At 59.4% G+C, this 13053-nt stretch carries 13 protein-coding genes and 1 pseudogene; 5 read left to right on the forward strand and 9 right to left on the reverse strand.

What is annotated here, in order from left to right; translation table 11 throughout:
- Position 1: 1 nt before the first annotated feature.
- From PFEN_RS25695 to PFEN_RS25710, 4 genes and pseudogenes are all read right to left on the reverse strand, one after another.
- Entirely contained in the window at positions 2-1207 is a 1206-nt protein-coding gene (locus PFEN_RS25695) for a multidrug effflux MFS transporter (RefSeq protein WP_191489414.1), read from the reverse strand.
- Positions 1200-2171, reverse strand: a complete 972-nt coding sequence (locus PFEN_RS25700) for a diiron oxygenase (protein WP_191489415.1) — start codon at positions 2169-2171, stop codon at positions 1200-1202. The genes PFEN_RS25695 and PFEN_RS25700 overlap by 8 nt, the downstream gene beginning before the upstream one ends.
- Positions 2168-2392: pseudogene (locus tag PFEN_RS25705) on the reverse strand (nitroreductase family protein); the annotation flags it as partial. The gene PFEN_RS25700 and the pseudogene PFEN_RS25705, both read right to left, overlap by 4 nt.
- A 369-nt stretch (positions 2393-2761) precedes the next feature.
- A complete protein-coding gene (locus PFEN_RS25710; protein ID WP_191489416.1) occupies positions 2762-3958 on the reverse strand; it encodes a class I SAM-dependent rRNA methyltransferase in 1197 nt (398 codons plus the stop codon).
- Between the two features lie 199 nt (positions 3959-4157).
- Between PFEN_RS25710 and PFEN_RS25715 the strand changes: the two genes are divergently transcribed.
- The 3 genes from PFEN_RS25715 to PFEN_RS25725 all read left to right on the forward strand — a co-directional run bounded on the left by PFEN_RS25715 (position 4158) and on the right by PFEN_RS25725 (position 6240).
- Complete coding sequence (locus PFEN_RS25715; protein WP_191490257.1) at positions 4158-4970, forward strand: HDOD domain-containing protein; 813 nt, start codon at positions 4158-4160, stop codon at positions 4968-4970.
- Between the two features lie 49 nt (positions 4971-5019).
- Positions 5020-5832 (forward strand): bifunctional DNA-formamidopyrimidine glycosylase/DNA-(apurinic or apyrimidinic site) lyase, encoded by an 813-nt coding sequence (gene mutM / locus PFEN_RS25720; RefSeq protein ID WP_191489417.1) that lies wholly within the window; start codon positions 5020-5022, stop codon positions 5830-5832.
- 69 nt (positions 5833-5901) lie between these two features.
- The gene (locus PFEN_RS25725; RefSeq protein ID WP_191489418.1) at positions 5902-6240 is read left to right on the forward strand and encodes a multidrug transporter; all 339 of its coding nucleotides are present in this window, start codon (positions 5902-5904) and stop codon (positions 6238-6240) included.
- A 157-nt stretch (positions 6241-6397) separates the two neighbouring features.
- Here the strand turns inward: PFEN_RS25725 and PFEN_RS25730 are convergent, their stop codons facing one another.
- From PFEN_RS25730 to PFEN_RS25750, 5 genes are all read right to left on the reverse strand, one after another.
- Positions 6398-6649, reverse strand: a complete 252-nt coding sequence (locus PFEN_RS25730) for a YfhL family 4Fe-4S dicluster ferredoxin (RefSeq protein WP_191489419.1) — start codon at positions 6647-6649, stop codon at positions 6398-6400.
- Between the two features lie 136 nt (positions 6650-6785).
- Positions 6786-7265: a pantetheine-phosphate adenylyltransferase gene (coaD, locus tag PFEN_RS25735; RefSeq protein ID WP_040071510.1), complete on the reverse strand. Its 480-nt coding sequence runs from the start codon at positions 7263-7265 to the stop codon at positions 6786-6788.
- Between the two features lie 117 nt (positions 7266-7382).
- The gene (locus tag PFEN_RS25740; RefSeq protein ID WP_191489420.1) at positions 7383-8978 is read right to left on the reverse strand and encodes a GMC family oxidoreductase; all 1596 of its coding nucleotides are present in this window, start codon (positions 8976-8978) and stop codon (positions 7383-7385) included.
- A gap of 169 nt (positions 8979-9147) precedes the next feature.
- Complete coding sequence (locus PFEN_RS25745) at positions 9148-9693, reverse strand: twin-arginine translocation pathway signal protein (protein ID WP_191490258.1); 546 nt, start codon at positions 9691-9693, stop codon at positions 9148-9150.
- 25 nt (positions 9694-9718) lie between these two features.
- The gene (locus tag PFEN_RS25750) at positions 9719-11161 is read right to left on the reverse strand and encodes a coniferyl aldehyde dehydrogenase (protein WP_263596644.1); all 1443 of its coding nucleotides are present in this window, start codon (positions 11159-11161) and stop codon (positions 9719-9721) included.
- Positions 11162-11324: 163 nt separating this feature from the next.
- Here PFEN_RS25750 and PFEN_RS25755 point away from each other — a divergent pair, with 163 nt between their 5' ends.
- The gene (locus PFEN_RS25755; protein WP_191489422.1) at positions 11325-11993 is read left to right on the forward strand and encodes a TetR/AcrR family transcriptional regulator; all 669 of its coding nucleotides are present in this window, start codon (positions 11325-11327) and stop codon (positions 11991-11993) included.
- Positions 11994-12047: 54 nt separating this feature from the next.
- Positions 12048-12902: a sulfurtransferase gene (locus PFEN_RS25760; RefSeq protein WP_191489423.1), complete on the forward strand. Its 855-nt coding sequence runs from the start codon at positions 12048-12050 to the stop codon at positions 12900-12902.
- Positions 12903-13053: the final 151 nt, after the last annotated feature.

Raw genomic sequence — 13053 nt, forward strand, 5'->3', positions numbered from 1 at the left:
GTCACTCGAAAATCGGTCGCTGGTTACGTCGCTGGATTAGTGTGTTCAGGCCAAGTCCGGTCGTGCTCAGTAGCAGAAAGGACAAGGCGAGTGTCGCTTCGAGTGCCATTGGGCTGAGATTGACTAACGCACTGATCAGTCCGCCGCAAAGGAAAATCAATGTGTTACCTGCAGAGGCACTTGCGCCAGCTTGATCCGGGAAACTCTCCATGGCTTTTGAGGTTGCAGCTGGACGAGTGATAGTTGTACCCGCAGTGCAAACGACCATCGGTATCAATACCGTCGTCGTCGACAGACCGAGGCGATTTGACAGGTAAAATAGCATCATTCCAGCGCAAAAAATAAAGCATAGACCCACTGTTATTTGAGTGTTGGAAGTTATTCTGGTACTGAGAAACCCCGCGACGGCGCCGCCTATGATATAGGCCGCGCCGTAGAGCACCAACGTTAGTGAGAACTCGTACTCGGAGAGGTGCAGGCGCTCCATGAATATCAATGGTGAAATAACGATAAACGAAAAATGGCAGGTGAAAACCAGCGCAGCGATCAGCCAATAGCCAAGGAATTTCATATCTGTGCAGATGTGCTGATAGGCCTGGAAGATTGAACGAGAGGGGCGTTTTTCTACTGTTGTGTCCTCTAGGAGCAGGTAGGCTTTGATGAATACCAGCGCCGCGACTATGGCGAATATATAGAAACTGCCCGACCAATCCAGCCACTTCTGCAATGCGGCACCGGCCAAGGGCGACAGTGATATGAAAACACCGCTGGCAGTAACGATGAGAATGCGTAGTCGATCTCGCTCTTTGCCTTCGAATAGATCTTGGACGAGAGCCTGTGATAGTACAAAGCAACCGCATCCGAGTGCCTGGATCAGACGAAATAGTAGAAACAGACTATATTCGTCAACTAGCGTACACCCCAGCGCCCCCAGCATGGATGTCGCCATGCCGGTAAGAAGGAGCCCTTTTCGACCTATTCTATCTGATAACGGACCAATGAACAGTTGAGATATAGATATGCCGATGGCGAACAGACTGATGGACAGGGCAATGTCGGCAGGGGAACGATTGAAATGAGAGGATAGCGAAGGAAAGGACGGGAGCAGTACATCAATTGGAAATACCCCTAGCAGTACCATGGATAGCAAGAGTGCAATCGCCGAGATTTTTTTGTTTTTCTTTATGGCTGTATTTAGCTCAGTCATCGATCAGGCCCGCCTCCTTGAAATGAAGCTTGTTACGTTTATTGTCGAAAACACCGGCCCTTTTCATGGCTATGAAAGTGGGAGCAGCGCTGATTCTCATACGCTGAGCCGCCGCAGATTTATTCAGGAGTGGTCGAATGATGGTGTCGGCCTGGAAAGCAGAGAAACCTGTGCTGCACAGACTCTCCCTCAACCACGGGTGATCGACTTCTGAAAAAATAAGAACGATGTCTTTTAGTAGTTTTGCTGCAAGTAGTTGCCGGTCAATCTCGAGGCTGCGCCAAAAATAGTAAAAACCGTCTGCAAAAAATCGACTGTGTCTAGCTTCATCTTCCAGATGCTGTCGTAGAACTTGGTATACGCTAGAGATTATCGTGTGGCAGGTGATGTTGAGTAGCTCTTTGGCAATAATTGTCTCCGACACAAAGCCAATCAAGAACCATGCCAGTGGTTTGTACTCTGCATCAGTTCTGTCGATAAAATCAAATAGCAGGGTGATTCGTAGTGGCTTAAGATGTCGGTGAGGAATATCGTAATATTCTGCCACCTGTTTGGCCATTTCATAAGAAAAAAGTGCATGATAACCCTCGTCAGTGTAGAGCTGTAAGGCGGCGGACTTCATTTCTTCGGGTATGTCGCCTGACAATTCTCCATGGATGATGGTTTCTACCGAACGATTGACGATTTTGTGTTCTAGTACGGTTGTATAGTCGAGAAAATGAATCAAGTGATTGGCTGTGAGTTTCTGTTTGACTTTTTTATCTGTGCCTGTGATCAGCGGGTGTTGTAGGTAAGGCATAAAAGTTGGAGGGAACCAGTATTTGCTTTCCAGCTCAAACTCCAGTTCCTGCTTGGGAGGGAGAAGGCAATTATCTTTTTTATTTCTTACACTGGCTTTATTATTCCAGTCTCCCAAGGTAAAGCAGGGAGAGTTGCCCAATACGTCGGAGGCCGATGGCGTCATTCTTGAACACTCCGTTCTTTGATCAGCGCGCGGAGTGCTTCGCACTGGGCTTCTGCATCGCCCTTTCCACATCCTACAAAAAATAAGACTTGTTCAGGATTATTTTCCAGTCCTAGCAAATCCTCGATTTGTTCATCAGTCATAGCGCCAGTCAACCAGGTTTTTAGTCTGAGTGCAGTGGCGACCAATTGGAACGTTTGGGTGATGTGACCTGTTTCGACACCAGGCAGTTAAGGTTGGCGATTTTTTTACATTCAAGATTGATTGTTTTCATGGTTATTACTCCATTCTGCTTTTGAGTTGGATAGTTGGTGCTTCCGGGGTTAGTCATTTTTGAAATGACTGTTCTCAATAGTAGTTTGGTTGTGGTTGTTGGCAAGGGAAAGCTAAGTGGGAAATTTCTAGGAATTTTGTAAGAGGTGTCTTTGGGGTGTAGGAGGCTTTGTATGTGTTTGTTGTTGGTGCAAGTCTGCGTCTATATGTTATTTGGGGGGGTGATTGAACTGGACGCTTTTGTAATGAAAGAGGATAAGTCGGATATTTAACGAGTCCTGTGGCGCGGAGCGGGGCTGCTCCGCGCTACGGTAAAATCAGCTGTTAGGTAGCAAGCGACAAGTAATGCTCTTGATATAGCGCGTCTCCGGGATCGCCGGGTGTACCGGATGGTCCGGGCCCTGGCCGCCGCGTTCCAGCAGTTGGATATTGCGGTCCAGGTGACGGGCGCTGGTCAGCAGGATGTTCTGCAGGTCATCTTCCGGCAAATGCATCGAGCACGAGGCGCTGACCAGGATGCCGTCCTTGCTCAGCAGGCGCATGGCCTGCTCGTTCAGGCGGCGGTAGGCGCCTTCGCCGTTCTTCAGGTCTTTCTTGCGCTTGATGAAGGCGGGCGGGTCGGCGACGATCACGTCGAAACGCTCTTCGGAGGCCTTCAGTTCCTTCAGGGCTTCGAACACGTCGCCTTCGATGTAGGTCATCTTCTCGGCAAAGCCGTTCAACGCCGCGTTGCGTTCGACACCGTCCAGGGCAAAGGCCGAGGCATCGACGCAGAACACTTCGCTGGCGCCGAACGCTGCCGCCTGCACGCCCCAGCCGCCGATATAGCTGAACAGGTCGAGCACCCGCTTGCCCTTGGCATACGGCGCCAGGCGCGCACGGTTCATGCGGTGGTCGTAGAACCAGCCGGTTTTCTGACCTTCCATCACTGGCGCTTCGAATTTCACGCCGTTCTCTTCCAGTGCCACCCACTCCGGCACCAGGCCGAACACGGTTTCCACGTAACGCTCCAGACCTTCGGCATCGCGGGCCGCGGAGTCGTTCTTGAACAGGATGCCGCTCGGTTTCAGGACCTGGACCAGCGCCGCGATCACTTCATCCTTGTGCTGTTCCATGGCCGCCGAGGCGAGCTGGACCACCAGGATATCGCCGAATCGATCCACCACCAGCCCCGGCAGCAGGTCGGAATCACCGTAGACCAGGCGATAGAACGGCTTGTCGAACAACCGCTCGCGCAGTGACAGCGCGACGTTGAGGCGGTGCACCAGCAGCGACTTGTCCAGCGGCAACTTGATGTCGCGCGACAGCAGGCGGGCGCAGATCAGGTTGTTCGGGCTCATGGCGACGATGCCCAGCGGCTTGCCCCCGGCGGCTTCCAGTACGGCCTGGTCGCCGGCCTTGAAGCCATGGAGCGGGGTGGCCGCCACGTCGATTTCGTTGCTGTAGACCCACAGGTGACCGGCGCGCAGGCGTCGGTCGGCGTTGGCTTTGAGGCGTAGGCTAGGCAGGGACATGACGTCGCTCCGGGGAAAAAAGAGCGGAATTATAGCGGGAGTTCAGGGGGATCGTGTCGTCATGTTTCGTGTAAGCGATTGTACACTCGGCACATGGGGTAAAAAAATTCCGCTAGAATCCCTCACTCGCCCGGAGTGTGTACCCATGTCCCAAGAACTTTCAGCCGAACAGATCCAGCAGGCCCTGCAAGGCATCAGCGTGCCGCCTCAGCCGCAAATCATGGTGGATTTGCAGATGGAGCAGTACATGCCCGACCCGGACCTGGAAGTGATTGCCCGGCTGATCAGCCAGGACCCCGGCCTCTCCGGCGCGTTGCTGAAAATCGTCAACTCGCCCTATTACGGCCTGTCGAACAAGATCGCGTCGATCCAGCGCGCGGTGAATCTGCTGGGCAGCCGTTCGATCATCAACCTGATCAACGCGCAGTCGATCAAGGGCGAGATGGCCGACGAGACCATCGTGACCCTCAATCGCTTCTGGGACACCGCCCAGGACGTGGCCATGACCAGCCTGACCCTGGCCAAGCGTACCGGCGCACAAGCAGTCGATGAGTCCTATGCCCTGGGACTGTTCCACGATTGTGGCATTCCGCTGATGATCAAGCGTTTCCCCGACTATATGCCAGTGCTGGAGCGGGCTTATGCCAATGCCGGCCCGGAGAAGCGGGTGGTGGACACGGAAAACGAAGAGCTGAACACCAACCATGCGGTGGTCGGCTACTACACGGCCAAATCCTGGCGCCTGCCGGAGCACGTGACCAACGCCATTGCCAATCACCACAACGCCCTGGCAATCTTCAGCGACGAGTCGACCCGCAACAGCCAGTTGAAGAACCTGCTGGCGATCCTGAAAATGGCCGAACACATCTGCGCCTCCCATCGGGTACTGGGCAACCAGACCGAAGACCACGAATGGAATGCCGTCGGCCCGCTGGTGCTCGATTATGTCGGACTGTCCGACTATGACTTCGAAAACCTCAGAGAGAACATTCGCGAACTCGGTGCTCACTAAGCGTCCTGACGCTGTCATCGAGCCCGTTATCGCCTGACCTGGGGTCGCCATGCCTGAATTACCTGAAGTCGAAACCACCCGGCGCGGTATCGCGCCCCATCTGGAAGGCCAGCGGGTCAGCCGGGTGATCGTGCGCGACCGGCGGCTACGCTGGCCGATCCCGGAAGATCTCGATGTGCGCCTGTCCGGGCAACGCATCGTGCTGGTGGAGCGACGGGCCAAGTACCTGTTGATCAACGCCGAGGTCGGGACGCTGATCAGCCATCTGGGCATGTCGGGCAATCTACGGTTGGTGGAGGCTGGTTTGCCGGCGGCCAAGCATGAGCATGTGGATATCGAACTGGAGTCCGGGTTGGCCCTGCGCTACACCGATCCACGGCGGTTCGGGGCGATGCTCTGGAGCCTGGACCCGCTCAATCACGAGTTGCTCGCGCGCCTGGGGCCGGAGCCATTGACCGAACTGTTCGACGGTGAACGGTTGTTCCAGCTGTCGCGCAAGCGCTCCATGGCGGTTAAGCCGTTCATCATGGATAACGCGGTGGTGGTGGGGGTCGGCAATATCTACGCGACCGAGGCGCTGTTCGCCGCCGGCATTGATCCACGCCGCGAGGCCGGGGGTATCTCGCGCGGGCGTTATCTCGCGCTGGCGATCGAAATCAAGCGCATCCTCGCGGCGGCCATTGAGCGTGGCGGTACGACCTTGCGCGACTTTATCGGCGGCGACGGCCAGCCCGGCTACTTCCAGCAGGAACTGTTCGTCTACGGGCGTGGTGGCGAACACTGCAAGGTCTGTGGCAGCGGCTTGCGCGAAATTCGCCTGGGGCAGCGGGCCAGCGTGTACTGCCCGCGCTGCCAGAGCTGACCTGACAAGCGTGCGGACGCTGTTATAGTTAAGACTTTGCCATCCATTGCTTTGCTGAAGGATAGTGCCATGAACCCGTTTCGCACCCTGGCCCTGGTTGTGGCCCTGAGTTTTGGTCTGCAAGCATTGCCGGCTCTGGCGGACGATGGCGGCAGCGGCGACCCGACCTACAGGATCCAGAATCCGCCGGCCTACGCGATGATCGCCGATATGATCATCGCCCGTCCCTTGCTGGTGGGCGCGACCCTGGTCGGTACGGCGGTGTTCGTGGTGTCGTTGCCGTTTACCGCATTCGGTGGTGTCGATGGCATGGGCAAGGCGGGCAAGTCGCTGGTGCTCGCCCCCGGGAAGGCGGCCTTTGCCCGTTGCCTGGGCTGCACGGCCGAAGGTTTCAACGGCGACCAGTAAGCTGGCGCGGTGTCAGTGACGGCCCTTTCGCGGCGGTCCGGCGTCCCGACAAGCTCCGCTCCCACAATATTTGAGTCCAGCCCGGATATTGTGCACGGCACAACACCTGTGGGAGCGGAGCTTGCCCGCGAAAAGGGCCTTGGATTCGCTACAACGCTCAAGCCTTACCGGTGATCTTCCGGTATTTGACCATCAACTCGGCTTCGGTTTCCGGGTGGGCTTCATCCAGTGGGATGCAGTCCACCGGGCAGACCTGCTGGCATTGCGGTTCGTCGTAATGGCCGACGCACTGGGTGCACAGGTTCGGGTCGATCACGTAGATCTCTTCGCCTTGGGAAATGGCGGCGTTCGGGCACTCGGGTTCGCAGACGTCGCAGTTGATGCAATCGTCGGTGATGATCAGGGACATGGGCACTCCGGCCCGGACGACAGGTCCGGGCGACATGAAAACTAATGCGCCAATTGTGCCGCATTGACGCGCACAGTGCACGCGCACGCGACGGGGCGGCCGTAATAGCCGCCTTCGAGCGTGCCTGCGCGGGGCGCTATTTCTTGAAGCGCAGGGTCAGCGCGTCGGCCACGGCCGGGTGGACGAACTTGGTGATATCACCGCCCAGGGCCGCGATTTCACGGACCAAAGTCGACGAAATGAATGAATAACGCTCCGATGGCGTGAGAAACAGGCTCTCGACGTCCGGGGCCAGTTGGCGATTCATGTTCGCCAGCTGGAACTCATATTCGAAGTCCGATACGGCGCGTAGACCGCGCAGGAACACGTTGGCGTTCTGTTCCTTGGCGAAATGCGCCAGCAGGGTGGAAAACCCCACCACTTCCACGTTGGGCAGGTGCTTGGTGACCTCGCGGGCCAGTTCCACACGTTGCTCCAGCGGGAACAGCGGGTTTTTCTTCGGGCTGGCGGCCACGGCGATGATCACGTGGTCGAACAGGCGCGCGGCGCGCTCGACCAGATCGCCATGGCCCTTGGTAATCGGGTCGAAGGTACCTGGGTACAACACTCGGTTCATCGCGTCGTCCTGGCGGGTGTCCGTTTGCGGGAGTCGGATGGTAGCGCAGCCTTCCCGGTCGGCCAAGTCGGGATACTGGGAAGAAGGCACTATAGATGTGGCGAATAGTCCTCTTTTTCACGCGTTTTTCAAGCGTTGCGCGAGAGCGGTCGCCAACTGCGCCGTCAGGCCGTAGACCGAAAGCTGTGGGTTGGCGCCGATGCTGGTGGGGAACAGCGAGCCGTCGTGGATCGACAGGTTGCGCAGTTGATGGTGGCGTCCCAGGCTGTCGGTGACCGCGCTTTTCGGCTCTTCGCCCATGGCGCAACCGCCCATGACGTGGGCGCTGCCCAGGCGTGTGCGGTACAACTCCAGGCTCAGGCCGTCGATCAGCTCCCGGGCCTTGGCCAGGCTATTCACGTAGTCGGCATCCGCGTGCACTGGCAGCACTGACTTGGCGCCCGCCGCGAACTGGATCTCGGCCATGCTGTGGAACGCCCGCCGCAGGCCGTCCCAGGCATAAGCGGAAACCGGGTAGTCGAGCACCGGAGTACCGTCGCCGCGCAGTTCCACGCTGCCACCGGGGCTGTCCGGGTGGAAGCCGTCGCGCATCAGCGCCAGCATCATGTGGGTGTGGGGCAGTTGCTCCATGCGCAAGGCGTTTTGCGTGCCGAAGCCGCCCAGCAAGGTGCTGGCCAGCGCCGGTTGCAGGGGCGGGACTTCGAGTTTGTAGGACATAGCCCCGGTGACGCCGGCATTCCACTGGAAATGGTCGGAATAAATCGACTGTGGAGCGCCGTAAAACGGATTGATCACCTCGGAAAATTGCCCGGCGGAGAAGTTCACCAAATGCAGGAAGGTTCGCTTGCCCAGTTGGCCGCTGGGGTCCGGGGCCTTGGAGCGCAACAGCAGTCCCGGGCTGTTGATGCCGCCGCCCGCCAGTACGTAATGCCGGGCCTTGACCTTGATGGTCCGGCCATTCGGGACCACGCAGCGGTCGTCCATCGCCCTGCAGAGCAGCCCGGTGACCTGGTCGCCTTCGATCTGCAAGCGCTCGGCCCGGGCCAGATAGAGTAGCTCGCCGCCTTTCTCCAGGGTCGCCGGAATGGTGGTGACCAGCATCGACTGCTTGGCGTTGGTCGGGCAACCCATGCCGCAGTAGCCCAGGTTCCAGCAGCCGCGCACGTTACGCGGAATGACTTTCCAGCTGTAGCCAAGCGCTTCGCAGCCGTTGCGAATCACGTCGTTGTTGGCGTTGGGCGGCATGACCCAGGGGGCGACACCCAGGCGTTGTTCCATTTTCTCGAACCAGGGGGCCATTTCGGCGCTGCTGTGACCTTTGACGTTGTGCTCCCTGGCCCAGTGCTCGAGGGTCGGTTCCGGGGTGCGGAAGCTGGAGGTCCAGTTGATCAGCGTGGTGCCGCCGACGGCGCGGCCCTGGAGGATGGTGATGGCGCCGTCCTTGCTCATGCGGCCGATGCCTTCCTGGTAGAGGCTGGTATAGGCCTGGTCTTCGAGCATCTTGAAGTCGCTGCTGGTTTTCAGCGGGCCCTCCTCGATCAGCAGGACCTTGTACCCGGCGGCGCTGAGGATTTCGGCGGTGGTGCCGCCGCCCGCGCCGCTGCCGATGATGGCGACATCGGCCTCCAGCGTCAGGTCCTGGTCCAGGCGGGAGCCGTCGTAGGTTTTCCAGCCTCGGGCCAGGCCTTCGCGAAACAGATCGGGTACGGGCATGTGTAGCCTCTATATTGTTGTTTTTTCAGGTTCGTCTGACTTGTGTGGGAGCGGAGTTTGTCGGGACGCCGTACCGCTGCGAAGAACGATGACGCGGTGTCTCTGGAGAACCGTGGCGCCTATTTCGCGGGCAAGCTCCGCTCCCACAAGAGCTGGACCTCTACAGGAACTAGACTTTCGGCGGTCCGGGATAACCGCAGTGCGCCCAGGCTTCGGCGCGGTTGTACCAGGCCATCGTCACCAGTTGCAGCAGGGACGCATGGCCCATGCGCAGCAGGCTCAGGTAGCTGTTTTCCCAGCGTTCGAGAAAGGCCCGGATCTGCGCGTCGGTGGCATTTTCCCAGCCGCCCCAGATGCCGGTCAGCGGCCCACGGGTCATGCTCATGCCCAGCACGTCGAACAGTTGCCGGGTCAGCTTGAGCATTTCCGGCGACAGGTGATTGAGGCTGTAGTCCAGGCTCGCCAGGGTCTGCTCGGTGGCGACGGGCATTTTTCCGGAAGCAACGGCGCCTTCGAGCATTACCGGGATCAGGGCCCGCAAAAATGGCAGGTCATTGTCCTGCAACACGGCAAAACCGCTGGCCGGATGGCCGGCCGAGCAGCCGCTGAGGCTGGCGGCTAGCCCGGCCGTGCCGAGAAAGGCGGCGGCACACAGGCCGATTTTCAGCACGCCGCGGCGGCTCAGGACGGGGGATTCAGACAGGCTTGGCATTATTGTTATTCACCTGGACAGTGGAACATCAACGGACGAACAGTTTCTGGATCAGCTTCTGGATCGATTTCCCGTAAGGCGGATAGATCAGCCGCGCCGCGTTGAAGCGCTGCTTGGTCAACACACCCTTGGCCTTGCTGAAGGTCAGGAAGCCTTCATGGCCGTGGTAATGGCCCATGCCCGAGGGACCGATGCCGCCGAAGGGCAGGTCTTCCTGGGGCACGTGGAGCAGGGTGTCGTTCAGGCAGACACCGCCGGAATGGGTTTCCTGCAGCACGCGTTGCTGTTCGGCCTTGTTGTAGCCGAAGTAGTAGAGCGCCAATGGACGAGGCCGGCGGTTGATATAGGCAAAGGCTTCATCCAGGCCCTGGTAAGGCACGATGGGCAGCAACGGCCCGAAGATCTCATCCTGCATCAGTGTCATCTCATCGTTGACGTTCAGCAGCAGGCTGTGGCCCATGCGTCGTGCCTGGCCCTGGTCGAACAGCGGGATCAGCAGCGCGCCCTTGCTGGTGGCGTCGCTCAGGTAGCCGTTGAGCCGGGCCAGTTGGCGCTCGTTGATGATGCTGGTGTAGTCCGGGTTGTCGATCAATGTCGGATAAAAACCGCGCACCGCCTGGCGGTAGGCTTCGACGAAGGCCCCGACCCGATCTTCTGGCACCAGCACGTAGTCCGGCGCCACGCAGGTCTGGCCGGCGTTGAGGGTCTTGCCGAAGGCGATGCGCTCGGCGGCATCCTTGAGGGGCACGTCCTGGGAGACGATGGCCGGGGATTTTCCGCCCAGTTCGAGGGTCACCGGGGTCAGGTTTTCCGCCGCCGCGCGCATCACGTGCCGGCCGATGCTGGTGGCGCCGGTGAACAGCAGATGGTCGAACGGCAGCTTGGAAAACGCCATGCCGACCTCGGCTTCGCCGAGCACCACGCACACCTGATCCTCGGGAAACACCCGGCCCAACAGTTCCTTGAGCAAAAGGCCGGTGGCCGGGGTTGATTCACTGAGCTTGAGCATCACCCGGTTGCCCGCCGCCAACGCGCCCACCAGCGGACCGATGCTGAGGAACAGCGGATAGTTCCAAGGCACGATCACGCCGATTACGCCCAGCGGCTGGTAGACGACTTTGGCCGAGGCCGGCTGGAAGGCCAGGCCGACGCGACGGCGTGACGGTTTCATCCAGCGTTTGAGGTGTTGGCGGGCATGGTGGATACCGTGCAGGCTGGGCATGAGTTCGCCGAGCAGGGTTTCATCGGCGCTGCGGTTGCCGAAGTCCTGGCTGATGGCGTCGATCAGGGCTTGTCGTTCGTCGCTGAGTACCTGACGCAGGCTATCGAGCCATTGTCGGCGTTGCTCGGCGGGGGGCATGGGGTGCGCGGCGTAGGCCTGGCGTTGTGCTTGAAACAGGTGCTGGAGCAGGTCCAGTTGCCGCTGCGACTCCTGCAGATAGGCGATTTCGGCAGACATGGTGCGCTCCAGGGATGTGATTTTATTTTTAAACGAATGTTTAGAGCTTATGCTCCAAAAAGTCAACAGGCAACGCCTGCGCTTTAGCGTAGTGGCTGCGGATCACAGCGATTTATCCGCGACCGGATAGGCCGTAAGATGGCCAATACCGTCTTCCGGAAGTAAAGCTGAAGTCATGGCCCCTCGAATAAAAACCAGCGAGCGCATCGTCCAGAACAGCCTGGATCTGTTCAACCAGCAGGGTGAACGTAGCGTCAGCACCAACCATATCGCGGCGCACATGGACATTTCGCCGGGTAATCTCTACTACCACTTCCCCAACAAGCAGGCGATCATCGCCGTGCTGTTCGCCGAGTATGAAGCCCTGGTCGACAGCTTCCTGCGCCCGCCCCAGGGCCGCGCCGCGACCATCGACGACAAGCGCTTCTATCTCAAGGCCCTGCTGGCGGCGATGTGGCGTTATCGCTTCCTGCACCGCGACCTCGAACACCTGCTGGAAAGCGATGCCGAACTGGCCGCTCGTTACCGACGCTTTTCCCAGCGCTGCCTGATCCAGGGCCAGGCGATCTACGCGGGCTTTGTCGAGGCCGGGATCCTTGGCATGGACCGGGTGCAGATCGAGGCCCTGACCCTCAATGCCTGGATCATCCTGACCTCCTGGGTACGCTTCCTGAGCACCACCCGTGAGAACGCCGACCACTTGAGCGAAGAGTCGATCAAGCGCGGGGTCTATCAGGTGCTGGTGCTGGAGTCGGGCTTTGTCACCGCGCAGTCGCGGGCGGCAGTCGACAAGTTGCTCAATGAATTCTATGTGCCGTTGGCACAGGCCCTGGAGGGGCGCTAGGCGTCGCCCGTTCTCAGGCTATCTGTTATCCACTTCACTTATGAGGCGTTCGCTATGTCCCTTGCGCAACTGATCAGCCCCCAACAACTGGCCGAGCGCCAGGCTCGGCCCGGGTTGGTGATCCTGGATTGTCGTTTTTCCCTTGAAGACCCGGATTACGGACAGCGCAGTTATGCCCAGGGGCATATTGAGGGCGCGCACTTCGCCGACCTGAACCGTGACTTGAGTGGCCCGGTGACCAAGGGCGTGACTGGCCGTCATCCGCTGCCGGCACCGGCAGCCTTGATCGATCGCTTGCAGGCCTGGGGCATCAGTGCCGACAGTGAGGTCGTGCTGTATGACGACGGCCCTGGCATGTACGCCGCCCGCGCCTGGTGGCTGCTGGCCTGGCTGGGCAAGCGTGATGGCGTGTTCCTGCTCGATGGCGGCCTGAAAGCCTGGCATGCGGCCGGGCAGCCGCTGAGCCTGAATCCGCCGCTCGCCGGCCGTGGAACCTTCGAGGGAACGCCGGACGCCGCGCTGCAGATCAGTGCCGAACGTCTGCAACAGCGTCTCGGGCAGCCGTCCCTGACCTTGCTGGACGCCCGCGCCTTGCCGCGTTTTCGCGGTGATGTGGAGCCGATCGATCCGGTGGCCGGGCATATTCCCGGCGCGCAATGTGCGGCGTTCAACGAGAACCTGGATGCCGATGGCCGGTTTCTGCCGGCGGAGCAGCTCCGGCAGCGTTTCGCCGCGAAGCTGGGGGATCGCTCGCCGGGGGAATTGGTGGCGTATTGCGGCTCCGGGGTGACGGCCTGTCACAACCTGTTTGCGCTGTGCCTGGCGGGGTATCCGTTGGGGACGCTGTATGCCGGGTCGTGGAGCGAGTGGATTACCGATCCGAAGCGTGGGATTGCCACCGGTGACTGATTAGGGCGAGCGGGCCTGGCCCAATACCGGTCAGGCAAAGATGAGCAGGGGATTGTAGCGAGTGGGCTTGCCCACGCTGGGGCGCGAAGCGGCCCTGAAATCAGCGGCCGCATTGTGTCAGGCAGAATACCGACACTGGTTTTACCACTGC

This window comes from Pseudomonas sp. FEN, assembly GCF_904067045.1.
In the GTDB taxonomy this organism is placed as follows: Bacteria; Pseudomonadota; Gammaproteobacteria; order Pseudomonadales; family Pseudomonadaceae; genus Aquipseudomonas.

Coding starts and splice junctions, on each gene's coding strand:
- coaD (WP_040071510.1), bottom strand. CDS start 7,265: ATGAACCGAGTGTTGTACCCAGGTACCTTCGACCCGATTACCAAGGGC.
- PFEN_RS25740 (WP_191489420.1), bottom strand. CDS start 8,978: ATGCCCGTACCCGATCTGTTTCGCGAAGGCCTGGCCCGAGGCTGGAAA.
- PFEN_RS25710 (WP_191489416.1), bottom strand. CDS start 3,958: ATGTCCCTGCCTAGCCTACGCCTCAAAGCCAACGCCGACCGACGCCTG.
- PFEN_RS25700 (WP_191489415.1), bottom strand. CDS start 2,171: ATGACGCCATCGGCCTCCGACGTATTGGGCAACTCTCCCTGCTTTACC.
- PFEN_RS25725 (WP_191489418.1), top strand. CDS start 5,902: ATGAACCCGTTTCGCACCCTGGCCCTGGTTGTGGCCCTGAGTTTTGGT.
- PFEN_RS25730 (WP_191489419.1), bottom strand. CDS start 6,649: ATGTCCCTGATCATCACCGACGATTGCATCAACTGCGACGTCTGCGAA.
- PFEN_RS25755 (WP_191489422.1), top strand. CDS start 11,325: ATGGCCCCTCGAATAAAAACCAGCGAGCGCATCGTCCAGAACAGCCTG.
- PFEN_RS25760 (WP_191489423.1), top strand. CDS start 12,048: ATGTCCCTTGCGCAACTGATCAGCCCCCAACAACTGGCCGAGCGCCAG.
- PFEN_RS25695 (WP_191489414.1), bottom strand. CDS start 1,207: ATGACTGAGCTAAATACAGCCATAAAGAAAAACAAAAAAATCTCGGCG.
- mutM (WP_191489417.1), top strand. CDS start 5,020: ATGCCTGAATTACCTGAAGTCGAAACCACCCGGCGCGGTATCGCGCCC.